At 69.4% G+C, this 21,152-nt stretch carries 12 protein-coding genes; 8 read left to right on the top strand and 4 right to left on the bottom strand.

Going from position 1 to position 21,152, the window contains the following annotated elements:
* Positions 1-7,249, bottom strand: a 7,249-nt coding sequence (locus tag AB0I16_RS35155; protein WP_363253747.1) for an amino acid adenylation domain-containing protein, incomplete at its 3' end; no start/stop codon positions are given.
* A gap of 356 nt (positions 7,250-7,605) precedes the next feature.
* On the opposite strand from AB0I16_RS35155, the gene AB0I16_RS35150 reads away from it, so the two are divergent.
* Positions 7,606-9,081 (top strand): helix-turn-helix domain-containing protein, encoded by a 1,476-nt coding sequence (locus tag AB0I16_RS35150; RefSeq protein WP_363253746.1) that lies wholly within the window; start codon positions 7,606-7,608, stop codon positions 9,079-9,081.
* Here the strand turns inward: AB0I16_RS35150 and AB0I16_RS35145 are convergent.
* Complete coding sequence (locus tag AB0I16_RS35145) at positions 9,013-11,613, bottom strand: non-ribosomal peptide synthetase (protein WP_363253745.1); 2,601 nt, start codon at positions 11,611-11,613, stop codon at positions 9,013-9,015. The two genes, AB0I16_RS35150 and AB0I16_RS35145, sit on opposite strands and share 69 nt — an antisense overlap.
* 341 nt (positions 11,614-11,954) lie before the next feature.
* Here AB0I16_RS35145 and AB0I16_RS35140 point away from each other — a divergent pair, with 341 nt between their 5' ends.
* Together AB0I16_RS35140 and AB0I16_RS35135 are read left to right on the top strand one after the other, a co-directional pair.
* Positions 11,955-12,728 carry an FkbM family methyltransferase gene (locus AB0I16_RS35140; protein WP_363253744.1) on the top strand — a complete coding sequence of 258 codons (774 nt, stop codon included), beginning with the start codon at positions 11,955-11,957 and terminating at the stop codon, positions 12,726-12,728.
* A 56-nt stretch (positions 12,729-12,784) separates the two neighbouring features.
* A complete protein-coding gene (locus tag AB0I16_RS35135) occupies positions 12,785-13,513 on the top strand; it encodes an alpha/beta fold hydrolase (protein WP_363253743.1) in 729 nt (242 codons plus the stop codon).
* A 108-nt stretch (positions 13,514-13,621) separates the two neighbouring features.
* On the opposite strand, the gene AB0I16_RS35130 is transcribed toward AB0I16_RS35135, so the two are convergent.
* Complete coding sequence (locus tag AB0I16_RS35130; RefSeq protein WP_363253748.1) at positions 13,622-13,834, bottom strand: MbtH family protein; 213 nt, start codon at positions 13,832-13,834, stop codon at positions 13,622-13,624.
* 341 nt (positions 13,835-14,175) lie between these two features.
* Here AB0I16_RS35130 and AB0I16_RS35125 point away from each other — a divergent pair, with 341 nt between their 5' ends.
* The 3 genes from AB0I16_RS35125 to AB0I16_RS35115 are packed head-to-tail and all read left to right on the top strand — an operon-like array spanning position 14,176 to position 16,697.
* On the top strand, positions 14,176-15,210 hold the full coding sequence (locus AB0I16_RS35125) for a beta-ketoacyl-ACP synthase III (protein WP_363253742.1): 1,035 nt from the start codon (positions 14,176-14,178) through the stop codon (positions 15,208-15,210).
* A gap of 15 nt (positions 15,211-15,225) precedes the next feature.
* Positions 15,226-15,462: an acyl carrier protein gene (locus AB0I16_RS35120; RefSeq protein ID WP_363253740.1), complete on the top strand. Its 237-nt coding sequence runs from the start codon at positions 15,226-15,228 to the stop codon at positions 15,460-15,462.
* Positions 15,459-16,697: a beta-ketoacyl-[acyl-carrier-protein] synthase family protein gene (locus AB0I16_RS35115; protein WP_363253739.1), complete on the top strand. Its 1,239-nt coding sequence runs from the start codon at positions 15,459-15,461 to the stop codon at positions 16,695-16,697. Before AB0I16_RS35120 ends, AB0I16_RS35115 begins: the two co-directional genes overlap by 4 nt.
* A 57-nt stretch (positions 16,698-16,754) precedes the next feature.
* Here the strand turns inward: AB0I16_RS35115 and AB0I16_RS35110 are convergent, their stop codons facing one another.
* Positions 16,755-17,732 (bottom strand): transcriptional regulator, encoded by a 978-nt coding sequence (locus AB0I16_RS35110; RefSeq protein ID WP_363253738.1) that lies wholly within the window; start codon positions 17,730-17,732, stop codon positions 16,755-16,757.
* A 556-nt stretch (positions 17,733-18,288) separates the two neighbouring features.
* Here AB0I16_RS35110 and AB0I16_RS35105 point away from each other — a divergent pair.
* Both AB0I16_RS35105 and AB0I16_RS35100 read left to right on the top strand, forming a co-directional pair.
* The gene (locus tag AB0I16_RS35105) at positions 18,289-18,726 is read left to right on the top strand and encodes a cold shock domain-containing protein (protein ID WP_363253737.1); all 438 of its coding nucleotides are present in this window, start codon (positions 18,289-18,291) and stop codon (positions 18,724-18,726) included.
* A 428-nt stretch (positions 18,727-19,154) separates the two neighbouring features.
* Positions 19,155-21,053 (top strand): ABC transporter ATP-binding protein, encoded by a 1,899-nt coding sequence (locus tag AB0I16_RS35100; protein WP_363253736.1) that lies wholly within the window; start codon positions 19,155-19,157, stop codon positions 21,051-21,053.
* Positions 21,054-21,152 lie beyond the last annotated feature (99 nt).

Here is a 21,152-nt window from a genome sequence, read left to right as displayed (position 1 = left end):
CCACCCCCTGCACCCGCAGATAATGCGCCAACCGATTCGCCCGCACCTCCAACTCCCCATAAGAAACCCCCACACCGTCCTGCACCACCGCCACCCCACCCGGCGACACCACCACCCGCTCCTCGAACAAACCCAACACCGACACCCACGGCGAACTCACCCCCGTGTCGTTCCACTCCGACAGCACCCGCCGACGCTCCTCCGGACGGAGGATGTCGACCGAACCGACGCGGACCGACGGCTCCTGCGACAGTTCGGAGAGCATGCGGATGTACTGCTCCGCCAGTTGTCCCGCGGTCGCCTCGTCGAACAGGTCCGCGGCCACGGTCACGGCGCCCCGCACCCCGGCGGGCTCACCCCGGGAGCCGAACTCCTCCTCGACCATCACGTCGAGGTCGAACTTCGCGGAGGGCTTCCCGAGGAAGAGCGGTGTGGACCGGATGCCGGGCAGCGTCAGGGTGGCTGCCTCCGCCTCCCATCCGGATGAGGCGTTCAGCTTGGTGAGGACCACCTGGAAGAGGGGGTGCCGGGCCATGGAACGCTGTGGTGCCAGCTCCTCCACCAGCCGTTCGAACGGCACGTCCTGATGCGCGTAGGCCTGCAGGCCCGTCTCCCGGACCCGCTCAAGGACTTCGGCGAACGTCGGATCACCGGAGAGATCGGTGCGTATGACCAGCGTGTTGACGAAGCAGCCGACCAGGTCGTCCACCGCCTCGTCCGTACGACCGGCTATCGCCGAACCGATCGGGATGTCCGTGCCCGCGCCGAGCCGGGACAGCGTCACCGACAGCGCCGCCTGCAACACCATGAACGTCGTCACACCACGCTCGCGTGCCAGCGCCACCAACCGTTCATGCACCTCGGTCGGCACCATGAATCCGGCCGAGTGCCCGCGGTGCGAAGCCACCGCCGGTCGCGCCCGGTCGAACGGAAGGCCCAACTCCACCGGCGCGTCCGCCAAAGCTCCGCGCCAGTACTCCACCTGCCGCGACATCAGGCTCTCGGCGTCACCGTCGTCACCGAGCAGTTCCCGCTGCCACAGCGCGTAGTCCGCGTACTGCACCGGCAACGCGTCCCACGCGGGGACGCGCCCGTCGCGTCGGGCGTCGTACGCCTCCGACACGTCCCGCGCCAGCGGTCCCATCGACCATCCGTCCGCCGCGATGTGATGCACCACGAGCACCAGCACGTGTTCGTCCGGCTCCACGCCGAACAACCACGCCCGCACGGGCATCTCGACCGACAGGTCGAACGCGTAACCGGTGGCCCGGGCCATCGCCGCCGCGAGGCCGTCCGTCTCGATCTCTCCGGACGGCAGCTCCGAAGACGGCTCGATCGTCGGCAGGCTGACCACCGACTCGGTCCACGACAGATCGTTGAGGTCGCGCAAGCCGCGCCCCGCTCGCGGCTGCTTCCCCTGGTTCACCTCGACCACGTTCAGGCACCAGTCGAGTTCGTCGAGGGGAACGACCTGCTGGTAGGGCTCGCCGTCGGCGACGGGGAACACCGTTCGCAGCGCTTCGTGCCGCCCGATGACATCCGTCAGCGCCTGTCCGAGCGCCTGCCGGTCGAGGTCTCCCGTCAGGCGCACCACGATCGGGCTGTTGTACGTCTGGCTCGGCCCCTCCAGCTGGCCGATGAACCACAGCCTGCGCTGGCCGTACGACAGCGGCAGCCGCTCAGGACGCTCCTCCCTCTTGACGAGAGCCGCGCGGGCCGTGTCCGCTCCTGCCAGCTCGGCGGCCACGCCGGCCGGGGTCGGCGTGTCGAAGAGCGTCCTGATCTCCATCTCGACACCGAGCACCGTGCGGATCCGGCTCACCAGGCGCGTGGCGAGCAGCGAGTGCCCGCCCAGTTCGAAGAAGTCGTCGTCGACGCCGACGCTCTCCAGACCCAGGACCTCGGCGAACGCGCCGCACAGGATCTCCTCGCGGAGGTCGGCCGGACCCCTGCGTGAGTGCGCGGCCGCGTCGGCGTAGCCGGGGGCGGGCAGCGCCTTGCGGTCGAGCTTGCCGTTGCCGGTGAGCGGCAGGGCGTCCAGGACCACCACCGCCGACGGCACCATGTGTTCGAGCAGCCGCTCACCGGCGAACGCCCGTACCGAGGCGACGAGGGCCGCGTGGTCGGTGTCCTCGTCGTCGGCGACGACGTACGCGACAAGGCGTGTCTCGCCCGGAGTGTCCTCCCTCGCGAGAACCGCCGCCTGAGCGACCTGGGGGTGGGCGGCGAGCGCCGTCCGGACCTCGCCCGGCTCGACCCGGAAACCACGGATCTTCACCTGATCGTCCGCACGCCCCACGAACACCAGCTGCCCGCCGGACGTCCAGCGGGCCCGGTCCCCGGTGCGGTACATCCGCCCGCCGGAGGCGAACGGGCAGGCGACGAAGCGTTCGGCGGTCAGCTCCGGCCGGCCGACGTAGCCCCGCGCCAGCTGTGCTCCCGCGACGTACAACTCCCCCACCACACCCGGCGCCACCGGCTCCAGCGCGCTGTCCAGCACGTACAGCCTGGTGTTCGCCACCGGGGTGCCCACCGGAACCACTCCGGAAGACGCGTGCACCGGTGTCAGACGTGTGGTGGCGACGCCGATCGCCGTCTCGGTGGGCCCGTAGTGGTTGAACACCGCCCGGTCCCCGGCCGCCGCCAGGAGTTCGGCCACCAGATCGGGTGCTGCCGCCTCGCCGCCGAGGACCAGTGCCTTCGCGGGCAGCGCGGCGCGGGCCCCGAGTGCCGCCACGTGTGAGGGCACCGCCTTCAGGAAGTCGATCCGGTGCTCCGTCAGGTAGGCCGCGACGGCGATCGGGTCGGTGACCGTCTCCTCGTCCAGCACGTGCAGCTCGCCCCCCGTGGTGAGGGAGGCGAACACCACCGTGTTGCCCAGGTCCGTGGCCTGTGCCTGCAGCACCGCGTACCGGGCGCCCGGTCCGCCGAGGCCCACCCGGCCCGGCACGGAGGTGACGTAGTTGGCCAACGCCCCGTGCGTGACGGCGACGCCCTTCGGGCGGCCCGTCGAACCGGACGTATAAATGACGTACGCCAACTGCTGTGCGTTCAGGTCTACGTCCGGCGCCGTGCCGGGAGCCGCCGCGAGCTGCATCTCGGCCAACGTGCCGTTCAGCGCCACCAGGCGATGCCGGCCCGCGGGAAGGTCGTCCAGGTTCTCCTCCGTCGTCAGCGTCAGCACCGCACCGCTGTCACGAAGCATGAACGCGATGCGTTCCGCGGGCTGGTGCGGGTCGATCGGCAGATAACCGGCGCCGGCCTTCCACACGGCCAGGATTCCCGTGATGGTCTCCATGCCCCGCGGCAGGCACAGGCCGACCACCGAGTCCGCGCCCACTCCCTGCCCCCGCAGGAAGTGCGCGAGCCGGTTCGCCCGCTCCTCCAGCTCCCCGAACGACAGGGATGAGCCATCAGCCGACACCACGGCCACCGCGTCGACGTCGCGTGCCACCTGCGCCTCGAACATCTCGGGCACGGACGTGGCCGACGCGTCGGTCGCCGTGTCGTTCCATCCGGTCACGACCTGCTCACGCTCGACCGGTGACAAGACCGCGACCTGGCTCACCCGCGTCGCGGGGGTCGCCACCAGCTCCTCCAGCGCACGGGCGAACCAGCCCGCGATCCGCTGCGCGGCACCCTCGTCGAACAGGTCCACCGCCGCGGTCAACGTGCCGCGGACACCCGCGGGCGCGTCCTCGGCGTCGAACGTCTCGCCGGCCATCACGTCCAGGTCGAACTTGGCCGCCGGCCGTGCGGTCGAGGTCATCCTGACCCGGAGCCCCGGGAGCTCCATCAGCCCGTCGGCGATGTCGCTCATCGTGAGGACGGTCTGGAAGAGGGGGTGGCGGGCCAGGGAACGCTGCGGAGCCAGCTCCTCCACCAGCCGTTCGAACGGCACGTCCTGATGTTCGAACGCGCCGAGACCGGCCTCCCGTACCCGGCCGAGAATCTCCGTGAACGTCGGATCGCCCGACAGGTCCGTGCGCAGCACCAGGGTGTTGACGAAACAGCCGACCAGATCGTCAAGGGCCTCGTCCGTGCGCCCGGCCACCGCGGAGCCGATCGGAATGTCCGCGCCCGCCCCGAGCCGGGACAGCACCACCGCCAGCGCGCCGTGCAGCACCATGAACGGCGTCACGCCCTCGGCCCGCGCGAGTTCGAGCAGTTGTGCGTGCGCTGCGCCCGACACCCCGAAGGCAGCCGTGCGCCCGCGGTGACTCGCCACCGCGGGACGCGGCCGGTCCACCGGCAGCTCCAGCTCCTCCGGCACTCCCGCCAGCGCCTCGCGCCAGAACTCCACCTGCCGGGAGAGGACGCTCGTCGGATCGTCGTCCGAGCCGAGCAACTCCCGTTGCCAGAGGGCGTAGTCCGCGTACTGCACCGGCAACGGCGACCACTCCGGAGCGGAGCCCGCGCACCGGGCCGTGTACGCCGTCGAGATGTCCCGTGTCAGCGGCCCCATCGACCAGCCGTCTCCCGCGATGTGGTGCACCACCACGACGAGCACATGCTCGTCCGAGCGGCCGGTGTCGAACAGCCACGCCTTCACCGGCACCTCGGCCGAGAGGTCGAACACGTGGCCCGCGGCGCCCACCACGGCGCTCGCGAGGTCCGACAGCGTCTCTTGCGCCGAAGCGTCCGGTTCGGGCAGGTCGGTCATCTCCGCGAGCTGCTCGAACGCCCCGCCGGAGTCGCGGACGGTGACCTGCTCCAGCTCCCAGTCCAGCTCGTCCATGCCGAGAACCGCCTGATACGGCTCACCGTCGTCGGAGGGCAGGACGGTGCGCAGCGCCTCGTGGCGGTCGAGGACGTCTCGCATCGCGGCCTTGAGAGCCGCGGAGTCGAGCCGGCCGGACAGCTGCAGCACGATCGGCGTGTTGTAGGTGGCGCTGGGGCCTTCGAGGCGGCCCAGGAACCACAGTCTGCGCTGCGCGAACGACAGCGGTACCCGCTCCGGGCGCTCCCGTCGCACGAGCATCACGCGTGCCTGGTCCGCGCCGGCCAGGCGGGCGGACAGGCCCGCGACGGTCGGCGTCTCGAACACCGCCCGCATCGGCAGCTCCGCCTGCAGCGTGCTGCGGATGCGGCTCACCAGTTGAGTCGCGAGCAGTGAATGCCCGCCCAGGTCGAAGAAGTCGTCGTCGTCCTCCACGCTCTCCACGTGCAGGAGCTCGGCGAACAGGGCACGCAGGATCTCGTCACGGGCGGCTCCGGCCCGGTCCCGGCTCCCGTCCGCCTTCGTGAGTCGCTCGGGGGTTCGCCGGTCCGGTCCCGCGCCACCCGGGTTCCCCGTGTCTGCGGGGAACGCGAGCTCCCCGTCGGTGGTCCAGCGCACCCGGGCCCCGGTCCGGTACATCCACGACCCGTCCGCCGCGAAGGGATCCGGCACCAGTCGGTCGGGCGCGGGGCCGGGCCGGCCCGCGAGCTCCCGCGCCTCCCACGGACCGGCCACGTACAGCTCGCCCCGCACACCCGGCGCGACCGGGCGCAGCCACGCGTCCAGTACGTAGGCCCGGTGGTCCGGCACGTGAACCCCCAGCGGGCCCGAGGCGAGGCCGTCCACCGGCTCCGCCACCGACGGATCGTCCAGGGCCACCGCTCGCACCCCGCCGGCCGCCAGCGCAGGGGCCAGTTCCGCCGCGCCTTCGAGGCTGGTGACGATCACCTCTGTCCCGCTCTCGGCGAGCCATTGGGCCGTCTGTGCGGGCTGTTCGGCCGCGAGTGCCGGGTCGACCGGCAGGCAGGTGGCGCCGGTCTTCCACACGGCCAGCATCGCCACGGTCGTGTCGGCACCGGGCGCCGGGCACAGACCGACCACGGATCCGGTGCCCACCCCCTGATCAGCCAAGTAGCGCGCCAGCCGGTTCGCCGACGTGTCCAGCGCGGCGTACCGCGTCCCGGCGGCCTCGGCCGTCGTGTCGTTCCACTCGGCCAGGACGCACGCCCGTTCCCGCGCCGACAAGGCGTCGATCTCGCCGACGAGGTCGGTCGGCTCGGCGTCGGCGAGGCCGTGCAGGATGCGGAGGAAGCGCGGGCAGATGCCTGCTTCCGGCTCCACCTCCAGGTCGCGGGCGCCGCGGTGAACGTCGGCGTCCATCGCGAGCCCGGTGCCGTCGAGGCGGTCGTAGACGTCGATGCTCAGCGTGTCGACGGGACCGTTGGCCAGGTTGTGGGCGGTGCCCGTGCAGTCGCCGAAGGTGAGGTCGTAGCCGAACGACATGACGTTGACGATCAGGTCGCACAGCGGCTTGCCACCGAGGAGCTTGAGGTCGCGGAGCATGTCCTCGTAGCGGTACCGCTGGTGTCCGATCGCGGCGCGCATCTCCGCCGTGATCTGGCGCAGGAGTTCCCGCGTCGTCGTCGACCTGCCGAGGGAGACACGGACGGGCAGGATGTTCGACGTCATCCCGGGAGCCGCGAGTTCCCGGGGGGCGGCCCGTCCGACCACGGGGACGCCGACGACGATGTCAAGGGCGCCCGTGGTCCTGTGGTGGTAGAGGGCCGCGGCGGCGATCGCGAGTCCGGCCAGGTTGGTCCGCAGTCGCCGTGCTCCGGCCTTGAGTTCGGCTGTCCCGTCACGGTCGACCCCGCCGCGCCGGCGGACGGGCACCTGCGGCAGCCGCCGGGGCCTCGATCCGTCGGACCGCCCCGCGCGGGCGATGTCCGACAGCGTGCCGAGCCAGAACTCCCGGTCGTCCGCCAGGGCGGTGGAGGCCCGATAGGCGCGGTCCTCGTCCAGGAGCACCGCGAACGGCTCCATGGCGTGGTTCCGCCCGGCCTCGCGTCCTTCCGCGAGCGCGGTGTAGACGTGCGCCAGCCTGTTGGCGAAGAGCCGGCCGGTGTATCCGTCGAGTACGAGGTGGTGAGCGTAGTGCACCCAGTAGTGCCGATCCGAGCCGACCTTGATGACGGCGTGCCCTGCCAGGGGTGCCCCGAGGAGGGTCATCGGCTGACGCAGTCTGTCCCGCATCCAGGTCTGCGCCGCCGCGTGCGGGTCGGGCTCGGCGGTGACGTCGAGGACCTGGACGGAATGCTCGGCCGCGTTCCCGAGGTACTGCCGCGGTCCTTCGTCCGTCAGCCGGAAGCGCAGCCGGACCGTTTCCGCCTCTTCCATGGTGCGGCGCAGGGCTTGGACCAAGAGGTCGACATCGAGGTTTCCGCGGATCTCCACGTACTCGCCGATGTTGTAGACCGGGTTCTCGGGGGCGAGTTGCTGTGCGTACCAGACAGCAAGCTGACCGGCCATGAGTTCCCGGATTTCACCTTCAGATACAGCCATCCCTGCACACCCCAACCGATCCGACTCATCGACTGGAGCAGCAGGCGGCAGCAGCCGTCGAGGCATGCTGAATTACTGTCCAGTCCTCAATGACAAAGCTGCGAAAAAAATGTGTTCAACTGACCCGCATCCGGCTGCCGCTTCGGGCGGGGCCAGGATCACCGCAGCTCACTATGCGGGACGTCAGGGTCACTGATCAATACTGTATGGCGGCGGGAGGCGGTGCCCCGGCAAGACGGTCCAGGCTGCCGCATCGCGTGTTCAACTGAGTCGTTGCCTCACTTAAACAGCACCTTGGATCGTGCACCCTCGGAGCAGGTGGGATGCGTGAGTGGCGGCGCCCCGCCACCTGGTCGGCACTTGACAACGGGCCCGGCGGGACTTTTGTCACTGTCTCCCGAAACCGCGTCCGAAACCGCGCCCAATGGAATGGAGAGCGGGGAGAATTGTCCGCAGATCGCATATCGACGATGCAGTTCGGATTTATGCTGCGAAGTGCACGGAAAGGCGCAAGGATGACCCAGAGTCAGCTTGCCGACATCTCCACGGTGAGCATACGGGCCATTCGCGACCTCGAACTCGATCGCACCGGGAGCCCGCGCCTGCAGACGGTCCGGCTGCTCGCGGAAGCCCTCAGGTTGACCAGCGTGCGGCGGGCGGAGCTGGAGGCCGCCGCCGGATTGACGGTGGTCCGGTCGCTCTACGACGAACTGCCGGCACCACCGGCAACCCTCTCCCCGCCCGTTGCCCGGGAGGAGGAAGCCGCCTCGCTGCTCCGGTTGCTGCGCTCCCCAGGACATCAGGTGGTCAAGGTGGCGGGCGCACCCGGGATGGGCAAGACATCGCTAATCCAGAACGTCGTCGGCGAACTGCACAGAACCGATCTCGTCCCGGTGATCTACCTCGATCGAATGGCGGCGGCCAACGGCATTCCACACGATTTTCCGTATCGCCTTATCAGCCGGGTCGCGGGCGTGGTCGGGTGCGGCGCCGCAGTGGCTGACGTGGCGGAACGCCTTGCCGCGCAGGACGCCCTGCTCATCGTCGACAACCGCGACCTCGACGACAGGGACCGGCAGGACATGCGAGCACTCGTGCAGCTCTGCCGAGGGCTGCGCGTACTCGTCGAAACCTGCGAGTTCACAGCGCATCGCACCGGAGACATCACCTTCGCGGTCTCTCCGCTGGACGTTCCTGAAGGAAACCGCGGAGACTCCGGCGGGGCGCCGGCCACCGACTATCCGGTCATGCAGTACATGCTCTCGCGCTCCGCCCTGCTCTACCCGGAAGAAAGCTCGGACCCGGAAACGGCTGCCGCGATAGCCGGAATATGCTGGCACCTCGACGGAATACCTGCGGCACTCGAATCGGCCGCCTCCTGGCTCCTCATCTACAAGCCCGCGGAGCTACTGGGAATCGCCCAGACCGCACCGGAACGACTGGTGACGTCTCCGTCCCGCAACAACGTCCCCCTGATGACGTGGATGCGCCGCTCCCTGGCGTCACTGCCCGCGGTCCATCTCAGCGCCCTCCACAAACTGGTCGACGCACGGCCTTGGACCGTGCGGGACGCCGTCGCGTTCCTCGCCCGGTCCGTCCCCGATGCGGAGAGCGCCATCCACGATCTGCGGGCACGAGGCCTTGTGCGTCGCGTCAAGTCCCCGCGAGGGGGGTCACAACGGTTCGTCGTCCTCAACCTCGTACGCCACCTCGTTCACGCGGACGCCCTCTCACCCGTCGGCCGCCTTGAGAGCCGCGACGACCTGGCGAATGCTGGGGTTCCGGTAGAACTCGCGTAGTCGGAGCGTGGGGATGCCCTCGGCGCGCATCGCCGCGGAGCTCTTCACCGCGATCACCGAATTGCCCCCGGCCTCGAAGAAGTCGTCGTCCACCCCGATCGGAACGCCGAGGAGTCTCGCCCACAGCTCCTGCAACCAGGCGGCCAGGGCGTCGTCGGCCGTCGGGGTGGAGTTCTGAGTGCGCCCCGTGGTGATCTCCGGGGCGGGCAGCCGTGCCACGTCGACCTTGCCGCTGGTGGTCAGGGGAAGAGCCGCCAGCTCCGTCACCGTCGACGGCACCATGTACTCGGGCAGGACGGCGGTGGCGTGCTCACGGACCGCCCGCACGTCACCGCCGTCAAGGACCACGTAGGCGTCCAGGCGCGTGCCGGACGAGCCGCCACCGCCCGCGGAACCCACGACGACCGCCGCGGCACGGACCGATTCGTGCTCCAGCAGCACCGAGCGGATCTCGTCCAGTTCGATGCGGAACCCGCGCACCTTCACCTGGTTGTCGATGCGCCCCAGATGCTCCAGCGTCCCGTCGGGACGCAACCGCCCCCGGTCGCCGCTGCGGTACATCCGGCCACCGTTGTACGGGTCGAGCAGGAACCGTTCCGCGGTCAGGTCCGGCTGGCCGACGTACCCCTGGGCGACGCCGGCGCCGCCGACGTAGATCTCGCCGGCGACACCGGGCGGCAGCAGGCGCCCTGCGGAATCCATGACGTAGACGTGCCAGCCCGGCAGGGGCGCGCCCACCGAGCGCGTCGCGCCGGTCGCGAGCCTGCGGGTCACGGTCTGGGCGGTGACGTGCACGGTGGTCTCCGTGATGCCGAACATGTTGACCACCCGGCACCGGTCGTCGGGGTACGCGTCGAACCAGGGCAGCAGCATCCTGGCGTCGAGTGGTTCGCCGCCCAGGATCACCAGGCGCGCCGGCAGGTACTCGTAGCCCACGGACAGGAGGTTGGCGAGCGCCGACGGCGTCTGGTTCAGGACGGTGACGCCCTGGGCGGCCATGAGCTCACCGAACTGATCGGGGTCGCGTGAGGTGAAGTGGGGCACGACCACGAGGCGTCCGCCGGTCAGGAGGCAGCCCCACATCTCCCACACCGAGAAGTCGAAGGCGCTCGAATGGAAGAAGGACCACACGTCTTCCGGGCCGAGCTGAAGATCGTCGCGGGTCGCCTGCACGAGGCTCAGCACGTTGCCGTGGGGTACGGCGACGCCTTTGGGCCGTCCGGTGGAACCGGACGTGTAGATCACGTAGGCCGTGTCCTTGCTACTGGTGCCGCCCTGGCCGCCGGGCGCGTCGGACACATCGTCCGCGAGCAGCTCGTCAGGCGTCACCGCCCGGTACGCGTCCTGCCGTGGCTCGGCGGACTGGGTCACCAGGAGGCGCGCCGCCGCGTTGTCCATCGTGTAGGCGACCCGTTCGGCCGGGTAGGCGGGGTCGATCGGGACGTACGCCGCACCGGCCTTGAGCACACCGAGAAGTACGGCGACCAGCTCCGCGGACCGGTCGAGGCAGACGCCGACCCGGTCGCCGGCCCGTATCCCCTGCGCCTGGAGATTGGCCGCGAAGACGTCCGCCAGCTGGTCCAGTTGCTCGTAGGTGAGCTCCACGTCGTCGTCCGACACCGCCAGGGAGTCCGGAGAGGCGGCCACGACCTGGGTGAAGGCCTCGTGCACGGTGTTCGCGGGCGCGGGAGTCGCGGGCGCGGAGCTGCCCAGACCGACGATCCGTCGCCCTTCCTCGTCGTCGAAGAGCGCGATGTCGGCGACGGGAGTGTCCGGCGCCTTCGACAACTGCCCGTACACATGCGCGACGTGCCGGGCCAGTTGCTCGCCGGTCGACGGGTGGGCGTGGCTCAGCCAGTGGTCGCAGCGCTGCCAGAGCCGGCCGTCAGCCCGGCGCACGAGGGAGAAGGTCAGAGGAAAGACCGGCACGAGTGAGGGGAGGTAGTCCTCGTCGGCACGCAGCGGCTCCCCGTCGGCGCCCGGCAGCGTTCCGGCCACCACCGGCGAGTCCACGCAAGGGCGCTGGTTCCGGCGCATCTCGTCGAGGGTGCCACCGACCCGTACCGCCACGGCGCCCTCGTCGGACCCGATGACGGCCTCTTCCCCTTCGTCGCCGTCGTAGCGACGGAGCGTCAAGGCGAGAGCCGCGCGCAGTCTTCCCTCGTCGGCCGGCGTGTCGGACGGCAGGACCGCCCATGCGGTGGCGGACCGGTCGCCGCCGGCGTTCCCTTCGCCCATTCCCCAGTCGGCAGGGGCGCCGACCTGGGCCCTGGGCACCTCCCGGACGCTGTCCGTGTCCGCGAGCCGCTCGAACTCCCGCTCCGCCGCCGCCCATCGTCCCTCGGCCAGCTGGGCGCTCAGGCGACGGAGCCCCACCGGGTCCAGCAGGCCCCGGGGGACGGCGACCATGAGGTCGGCCGGGCCATCCGCGTAGCGGAACAGCACGGCGTGCGCGCCACCGGCGACCGCCGCCGCTTCCTGGCGGCACACGTCCGGGGCACCGGGATCGCCCGACTCCAGCGGAACGTCCACGACGCGGAGGTGTGAAAGGTCAGCGGCGTCCGAGAATCGCCGCCCCACGAGCTCCACCTGGGTCCGATCCCTCAGCCGGAGCCGGACTGCGTGATTCAGGTCCCTCGCCATAGCTGCGCTCCTCCGGTTGCCGAAACCCTCACGTACGTTACGAGCCCGCCGACGTGGCGATCGGCAGTTCGGGCGGCGACTCGTCGGCAGCACACGCGCCGGCGGCGAAACTGCCCCGCTATCGCCGCCCGTACTGCCGGTGCCGGAGTGGGCGGCACCCTAATGTCGGTGCGATGACAGCAGGTGGAGGAACTCCCACGGCTCCCGTCAGGAGAAAGCTCCCGAACGGGATGTCCGTCTTCAGCCTCAACGGGAATGAGACGGACTACCTGTACGGCGAGATATTCGACGACGAGTCCTACATCCCACCGCAGGGCTGGAACATTCCCGAGAAGCCGGTGATCTTCGACATCGGGGCCAACATCGGGCTGTTCAGCCTCTTCGCGCGGCAGAGATGGCCCGACGCGCAGGTGTTCTCCTTCGAACCGGCACCCGCGGTCTTCGACGCCCTCCGGCGCAACACAGGAGGCCTTCCCGGCGTTCACATCCACAACATGGCCCTGGGTGACGAAGACCAGTCGCGTGAACTGACCTACTACCCGAACTACACCATGATGTCGGGTTTCGACGCCGATCCGGCCGCCGACAGGGTGCTCGCATCGGCGTTCGTGTCCAGTGCCGCGGACTCGCTCGACGCGGAACTCCGGGACGAGTTCCTCCATGAGGTGGAAGGGCTCGTGGACGACTGCCTCGACGAGCGGCAGCTGGTGCGCTGTGACGTGCGTCGTGTGGAGACGTTCGCCGAGGAGACCGGCATCGACCGCGTCGACTTCCTCAAGGTGGACGTGGAGGGGTTCGAGCTCCGGGTCCTGCAGGGCGTCGGCGACCGGCTCTGGCCGCGGATCGGCAACGCCGCCATCGAGGTGGCCGACCGGGACGGAGCGCTCGACGCGGTGGTCTCGCTCCTGGAGAGCCACGGCATGACGACGTTCGTCCGGCAGGCCGCCGAGTACCGGAAGACCGATCTCCACACCGTCTTCGCCTGGGCGGGTGGTCCGGCGTGACGGGCACTTCTCCGGCAACGGACGCGCGGGCACTCCTGGCGGCGAAGCGTTGGGTCGTGCGTCCCAGACGGCTCCCGAATCCAGGAATCCGGGTGTTCTGCTTCCCGCACGCGGGCGCCGGGGCGGGGGCGTTCACTCCGTGGGCCAGGCGGCTGCCCCAGGAGGCCGAACTGTGCGCCATCCGCTATCCGGGGCGGGAGAACCGGATCGACGAAGAGCCCTTCGAGGACCTCCACCTCCTGGTGAACGCCCTCGAACCAGTGATCACCCCGCTGACCGACCGGCCGTTCGTCTTCCTCGGCCACTGTTCGGGCAGCGTGGTCGCGCTGGAAGTGGCCCGCCTGATCCACGACAGACACGGGAGGCTGCCCGTCGCGCTGTTCGTCTCCTCCATCGCGGGGCCCGTCCGGCACTCGTCGGAGTCGATCCATCTGCTGCCGCGTGAGGCGTTCTTCGAACGCGTCGCGCAGTACGGCGGGATCGACGCGTCCGTGCTCGACGACCCCGAGATCATGGACGTCTTCGAGCCCACCCTGCGCGGTGACTTCCGCATCGCGGAGGAGCGCCCGTCCCAGCACACGGTGCCGCTGGATGTGCCGATCACGGCTGTGGGCGGCCGGCACGATCCCTTCGTGAGCTTCGAGGACCTGATGGCCTGGCGCGAGGAGACGAGCGCCGAGTTCTCGGTCCAGCACATCGAAGCCGGCCACTTCGTCCTGGACCAGACGATGGAGCGGATGGTGGACGCCCTACCCGCCTACCGTCAGCAGGCAAGCGCCGGCTGACGCCCCCCTCCGCCCTCCCCCGCCGCGCGCCGCACGCGTCATGGCAGACGGAAGACAAAACGCCTTTGCCCGGCGGACCGGAGACGGTCCGCCGGGCAAAGGCGTTTGCTACTTGCTCTCCATGGCCTCGATCAGGCTCTTGGGCCGCATGTCGGTCCAAGTCTTCTCGACATAGTCGAGGCATTCCGTGCGGCCCGCCTCGCCGAACACTGTCTTCCAGCCGTCCGGCACGTCCACGAAGACCGGCCAGAGGGAGTGCTGTCCCTCTTCATTGACCAAGACATAGTAGTTGGCATCTGGGTCGTCGAATGGATTCGTCACCACGCCGTCCCTTCCTGGGTAGTTAAGGCGGGCGGCCGGTCAGGGGTGTCCCCCGATCAGCAGCATCACCGGAGGCTAATCAATCTTCGGCGATCACCACACCCTTCGTTCAACTGAGTCGTCGCATCAGTTAAACAAGATCCACGCCGCCACCTGCGACGACGCGGCTCCCGGCAGCCTTCTTCGGGTGGCGTACAACCGCGCCCGCACGACCCGTGGTTGCCGCCACCGCCGCAGTTGTGCCGGGATCCGCAAATAGGTACGGTCGCCTAAACGACGAAAAACACCTCTTGCCAGAGGTCTGCTGTGCCGATCGAGCACGCACTTCGGGAGGCGACTGCATGAGCGCATCAGGCCTCGACAAAAACACTCGAAGGAATTCGGGACCACCGACATCGGCAGTGATCGCCGGACTGGGCACCTGTCTCCCTTCAAAAGAGATCCACAATGCGTCACTGGTGGGCGAATTGGATACCAGCGACGAATGGATTCGCACCCGTACGGGAATTGAGTCACGTCGTCGGGCCGACCCCGCGGTCTCGGTGATCGACCTCGCCTGCGAGGCCGCCGGAAATGCTCTGCGTTCGGCGGGAGTCGCCACGGTCGACGGGTTGATCTTCGCCACGACGACGCCGGAGCGCCCCTGCCCCGCCGGGGCTCCCGAGATCGCGGCCCGTATCGGGCAGGGGAACATCCCCGCCTTCGACGTCTCGGCCGTCTGCAGTGGGTTCCTGTACGCCCTGGCGACGGCAGGATCTCTGATCACGGCCGGGATCGCGGACAATGTGCTGGTCGTCGCGGCGGAAACCTACTCGCGCATCGTCGACCCCGCGGACCGGTCGACGGCCATCCTCTTCGGCGACGGAGCGGGAGCCGTCGTACTGCGCTCGGGTCCGCCCGACGAACCCGGTGCCCTCCTCGCCTACGATCTGGGCAGCGACGGCACGGGGGCGCACCTGATCCGCATTCCCGGTGCCCGCGAACAGGCCACCGGGGAGCGCTGGTTCGCCATGTCCGGGCGGAAGGTGTACCTGCAAGCCATCGACGGGATGGCGCAATCGACCCTGCGTGTCCTCAAGGACTGCGGCTGGAGTGCGGAGACACTCGACCAGCTCGTACCGCACCAGGCGAACGCACGCATCATGGAGGCCCTGGCCAAACGGCTCGATCTCCCGCCTGAGCGCGTGGTCTGCGAACTGGCCCGGACAGGCAACACGGCGGCCGCCTCCATCCCTCTGGCCCTCGCCGACGCGGCGGCGGCCGGCCGCCTTCGGCCCGGGCATCGGACGGTACTCACCACCTTCGGCGGCGGAATCACCTGGGCGTCGGCAGGACTGATCTGGCCGAAGCTGACCGCCGTCACCTCAGAGATCTGACAAGAGGAGCCCACTATGTTCGTCAATTACCTCACCACCCTCCTGGGCACCGTGTACAAGGTCCCCGGAGAGATCGATCCGGACAAGACGTTCCTGGAACTGGAGGTCGACTCCCTCTCCCTCGCCGAGCTCGGCGCGCACCTGGAGGACGAACTCGGCGTCGTGGTCGAGGAGGCGGAGCTGAGCAACCTGACCACTGTCACGGAACTCGCCGGAATCCTGCAGTCACGTGGGGCGGACATTCCAGCATGAGAGCACGAAGACATCAGCACGCGGATGTGGTGATCACGGGCCTCGGGATCGTCTCCCCGGCCGGCACCGACACGGCCACGGCCTGGAAGACGACCTGCGCCGGACTGCCCACAGCGGCTCCCGACGCCCGGCTCGACGGCATGCCCGTGGACTTCAGCTCCGCCGCTTCGGCCTTCGACGCGAGCGGGGAACTCGGCACCGACGCACGCCGGATGGACCCCTTCACGCAGTACGCCGTCGTCGCGGCCCGCGAGGCCGTGGCCGACGCGGCACCGGGCGGCGGGCACTGGGACCCGACCAGGGTCGGAGTCCTGATCGGCACCGCCGTCAGCGGTTTGGAGACCTGGCTGCAGCAGGCGGGGCGGCTGAGGGACGCCGGGGCACGTGCGGTCAATCCCCTGACCGTCCCCAAAGCCATCGGCAACATGCCCGCGGCCACAGTGGCCTTGCACCTGGGCTTCAACGGACCCGCGCTCGGTCTGTCCACCGCGTGCGCGTCGGGCACCACGGCACTGGGGTTCGGGCTCGACCTGTTGCGCGCGGGCCGCTGCGACGTCGTGCTCGCCGGTGGCACCGACGCCCCGATCACACCTCTCATGTCCAGTGCCTTCGACCGGCTCAAGGCGCTGTCCCGACGGCGTGACGACCCCCTGTCGGCTTCCCGGCCCTTCGACCTGCACCGCGACGGCTTCGTACTGGCCGAAGGGGCCGCGGTGCTCGTCCTGGAGCGCGCGGCAGACGCGCGAGCCCGCGGTCGACGCCCGTACGCGAAGGTCATGGGCTACGGCGAATCCTCGGACGCCCATCACCTCACCGCGCCCGACCCGAACGGGAGTGGCGCGCGGCTCGCCGTACTGGGGGCGCTGGCGGACGCCGAGGTGTCCACGTCGGATGTGGCACTGATCAACGCGCACGCGACGAGCACCCCGCAAGGCGACGCCATCGAAGCGCGTCTCATCGACCGCCTCTTCGGCCGGCAGACCGCGGTCACCTCCACCAAGGGAGTGACCGGGCACATGCTGGGAGCCGCCGGCGCCGCCGAAGCGCTGTTCACGGCCTTGTCCATCGACCAGGGGACCATCCCGCCCACGGCCAACTTCCGGGAACCTGGGCGCGACATACCGGAGATCGACATCGTCCATGGCAGCGCCAGGTACGCCCCGGTTCCCGTCGCCGTGAGCAGTTCGATCGGCTTCGGCGGTCACAACGCCGTCGTCGTCCTCGGCCAGGCCTGAGCGCGCCGCACAGTACCGCCGAGCTGTTCGACCTGTGTCAATGTCCCGCAGCAGCTGTCACGTGGCTTCCTCGTCGAGCTCCTGCGCGACCTCCATCCACGTCTCCGCGTACCGACGGGCGAGGTCGACGACGAGGTCGCCGCAGTGCGCGGGGACCGCGGCGGCCAGCTTGGACCAGCCGCGCTCCCCGATGACGTTCCGCTGCAGCACCCGGAACAGGCGCCGTTCTTCCTCCCTGTCCCGCAGAGACGGGTCCTGCAACAACTTGTCGAGCAGGGTCACGAGATCGGAAGGCGCGAGCCAGCCGCCGGGCACAGCCGCCCGGGGGTCCGCCGTCCTCGCGGGCCCCGGCAGGGCGACTGCCGCTGAGGCGGGCTCAGCGTGCGCGTTTCTGGTGGCGTCCGGCGGAGCCGCCTGTGCCGGTGCCGGCACCGGCGGCTCACCGGACAGGAGTCGTCTGCGGACATCGCTCACGGTTGCGGGCGCGATCCCTGCGAGCCGCGCCACCTCGCGCAGCGAGGCCTGCGGATGCTCGGCTATCAGCCTGGCGGCCCGCTCCCGGCCCTCCGCGCTGTTGAGCGGGCGCACCTTGCCGTCCCTGCCGATCCGCGCGCGCAACTGGGCGCTGCCACCTGCGGTCTCACGCCGGATGGCGGCCACCGTCTTGGCGCCCAGGCCCGCGATCCGGGCGATCGCCCGGTCCGACATCTCCGGAGACGACGCGATGATGCGCTCGGCCGCGGCCCGCCGGTCCTCCTTCGACAGCGGGAGGCCGTGGGTGACGTTCGCTTCCACGGCCCGCAGGAAGGCCTCTTCGGCGGTGCCGTCGAAGAACTCGACAAGAATCATCGCCTCGCCCTTGCGGAAGGCGACGGCCAACCGGTGCATCCCGTCGATCACGCGCATGCTGCGCCGGTCCACGAGGATGGGCGGCAGCGTGGCCTCCACCGCCATCAACTGGGCGACGTGCTCCGCGGTCTGCCCTTCCAGACGCGGAGAGTCGCCGGGAAGGAGCGAGGCGATCGGGACGGGCACGGCCCCTCGCGCATTCGACGTGGGGGCCGCGGCGGACCGGGCCGAGCCATCTCCCTCTTCCAACGGTTCTGGATGTCTCAAGTCGGTAGCACTGAACTCCACTTTCCGCTCCCCCACTGACGAACCGCCTGAATTCCTGATGACGACTTCAAGGAGAAAATCTGCGTCCACCGGGCAATGAGGGAAATACGGAATCAGTGGTGCCGAACACGCGACCAATGCACCGCTAGCGGCTGCATCAGTTCACCGCAGCCCCCAAAGCGCCCGAAACCGCATTCGAACTTACATCCAGGGGACAGTACAGGCAACCAGCAAGGCCACTGCACAGGCAATATGCCCTGGTGCAATGAGGAGGCGCTCAACTGCGGCAGCGCGGCGGTTGAACACCGTGAGCGGCCGCCCACCCGGCAGCCGCCCGGCTACGGCCCGGCGGCGGCCCGGCGGCGGCCCGGCGGCGGCCCGGCGGCGCGCTCGCCTCGGCGGGCGACACTGTCCTATCTTCTGGAGCGTGATGGTTCATCCGGGCAAGGGGCCCGGCGGTCTGGGGGTTGGTGGCATGGTTACTGGTCATGTGGTGCGGTTCGACAGCGTTCGGGGTTTCGGGTTCATCGCTCCCGATCACGGAGGGGGCGACGTCTTCCTGCACGTGAACGACCTCCTGATCCCCGAGAACTACCTGCGCTCGGGCCTTGCGGTGCAGTTCGAGGTGGAGGAGGGCGACCGCGGGCTCAAGGCCTCGGCCGTCAGGCTCGCGGAGGGAGCCGACATCGAACCGCCGGCCTTCCAGACAGCCGCCGCCACGGCCGCACAGGTCCCGGCCAGGCAGCCCGACGGCGATGACTCCCTGTGCACCGTCCTCACCTCGAACGAGTATCTGCACGAGGTGACCGATGTCCTCCTGTCGGCCGCGCCCTCCCTCACGGGAGAACAGATCGTGGCCGTCCGCGCAGGTCTGCTGCGGTTCGCCAAGAACCACGGATGGACCGAGGACTGAGCGGCCGGCGGAAGGTTTCCGCGGTAGGCCGGCAAATCGTCCCGCGGCGGATCGACCATAACAGTCGGCCCCGGAGACCAGGGCCCGCCCGCCTTTTCCGGCAATCACAGGACGGCCGAACAAAACGGTCCGGCCGATATTGATCGTGGCGCTCTCGCGATGCATCGTGGGAGCGCCACGGTTTTCTCTCCGCGTCATGGTGCGATGCCCTTCCGGGCCACAATGACGCCGAGCAGGCGACTGCCCGCTCTTTCTGTCAAGACCATGGCATCAGGTCGGCCCGCACATTTTTTCTTTTTCCAGCTGATGCGTGAATTACAGAGAGCGAGGCAGTTTCCGTGACCGTGCTAAACCGCCCATCGATGGGCCGGATACGGCTGCGGCCGGGCGACGAGTCGCTTGAAGGCCAGCAGGTCAGACCGGGAACGGTGCGGCGGATCCTTCCGTACGCCCGGCCCTACCGCTGGCAGGTCGTGCTGCTCCTTTCGGTGACCGCCTTGGACGCCTGCATAGCGGCGGCAAGTCCACTGATCCTCAAGTGGATCATCGATCACGGCATCCTGCCCGGGGACCTCTCTGTCGTGGTATGGCTCAGTGTCGCGCTCGCGGGCCTCGCCGTGCTGAACGCCGGGGTCGTCTACGTGCAGAGCCGCTGCTCGGGCCGGGTGGGTGAAGGAGTCGTCTACGAGCTGCGCACCGAGGTATTCGCGCATGTGCAGAAGCAGCCGCTCGCGTTCTTCACCCGTACCCAGACCGGCAAGCTGATCAGCCGCCTCAATACGGACGTCGCGGGCGCCCGACAGGCGGTGACGACCCTGCTCACCCAAGCGGTCTCGACGGTCCTGACGCTGATCCTGGTCCTCTCCGCGATGTTCTACCTCTCCTGGCAGATCACCGTGGCGGCTCTGGTGATGCTTCCGCTGTTCCTGATCCCCGCACGCCTGCTGACGCGCCGTATGCAGCGCATGACCAGGTCGCTCATGGAGCAGGACGCGGAGATGAGCTCGATGATGACCGAGCGTTTCAACGTCTCGGGCGCCATGCTGTCCAAGCTCTACGGGCGCCCGCGGGACGAGGACGACATGTTCGCCGAGAAGGCGGCCCACGTGCGCGACCTCGCCGTCAAGCTGGTCGTCTGGGGTCAGCTCCTGCCCATCATCGTCACCGTTCTCACGACCTTCACCACGGCCCTGGTGTACGGCCTGGGCGGCGCGCTCACCATCGACGGGGCCATCGAGTTCGGCACACTGGTGGCCATGGTGGCCCTGCTGATGCGTCTTTACGGCCCCGTCAACGAACTGTCGACCATGCAGGCGACCGCCACGGTCGCCCTGGTCAGCTTCGACCGGGTCTTCGAGGTCCTCGATCTCAAGCCGCTGATCACCGAGCGACCCGGCGCCAAGCCCCTGCTGCCGAAAACCGCCGCCGACCGTGAAGGAACGACCCCCGACACCACGGACATCGAGTTCGAGGCAGTCACCTTCCGGTATCCCAGCGCCGACGAGGTGTCGATAGCGTCGCTGGAGGCGATCGCGAACCGCAAGCACGATCGGTCGGGCGCGTCCGCGCAGGAAGTCCTCCACGAACTGAGTTTCCGCGCTCCGGCCGGCAAACTCACCGCGCTGGTCGGCCCGTCGGGTGCCGGAAAGACCACCATCACCCAGCTGGTGCCCCGTATGTACGATCCGAACGCGGGCACCGTGCGCATCGGCGGTCACGACATCCGCGATCTCACCCTCACCTCACTGCGCGAGAACGTCGGCGTCGTCACTCAGGAGTCCCACCTCTTCCACGACACCCTCCGCGCCAACTTGACCTACGCCCGCCCCGGTGCCGACGAGCAGGAGCTGATCGAGGCGTGCAAGGCGGCGTTGATGTGGGACACCATCAGCGCCCTTCCCGAGGGCCTGGACACCGTCGTGGGTGACCGCGGCTACCGGCTATCCGGTGGTGAGAAGCAGCGGATAGCCCTGGCCCGGCTGCTGCTCAAGGCTCCACCGATCGTCGTGCTCGACGAGGCGACCGCGCACCTGGACTCGGAGTCGGAAGCGGCGATCCAACAGGCGCTCAAGACGGCCCTCGCCGACCGCACCTCGCTGGTCATCGCGCACCGCCTTTCCACCATCCGTGAGGCGGACCAGATCCTGGTCGTCGACGACGGTCGTATCCGCGAGAGCGGAACCCACGAGGAACTCCTCGCGGCGGCAGGGCTCTACGCCGATCTCTACCACACGCAGTTCTCCCACCAGATGACGGCCGACCGCGGGCACGTCGACCACCAGGCGTCGCCGTCCGCGGTCGTCGCGGGTGCGCAACCCAGGCCCTGACCTCCTTCCATCCCCTCGTACGTCGAGCCGGGTCACCACATGCCCTGCTGCGGGGCCTGGTGGACGGGGAGGGGCAGACGACGGTGATGGTCACGCACG

The organism is Streptomyces sp. NPDC050703 (genome assembly GCF_040654435.1).
Classification (GTDB): Bacteria; Actinomycetota; Actinomycetes; order Streptomycetales; family Streptomycetaceae; genus Streptomyces.
The sequence above is the reverse complement of the archived record's forward strand: the minus strand, read 5'-3'. Positions and strand labels throughout refer to the sequence as shown.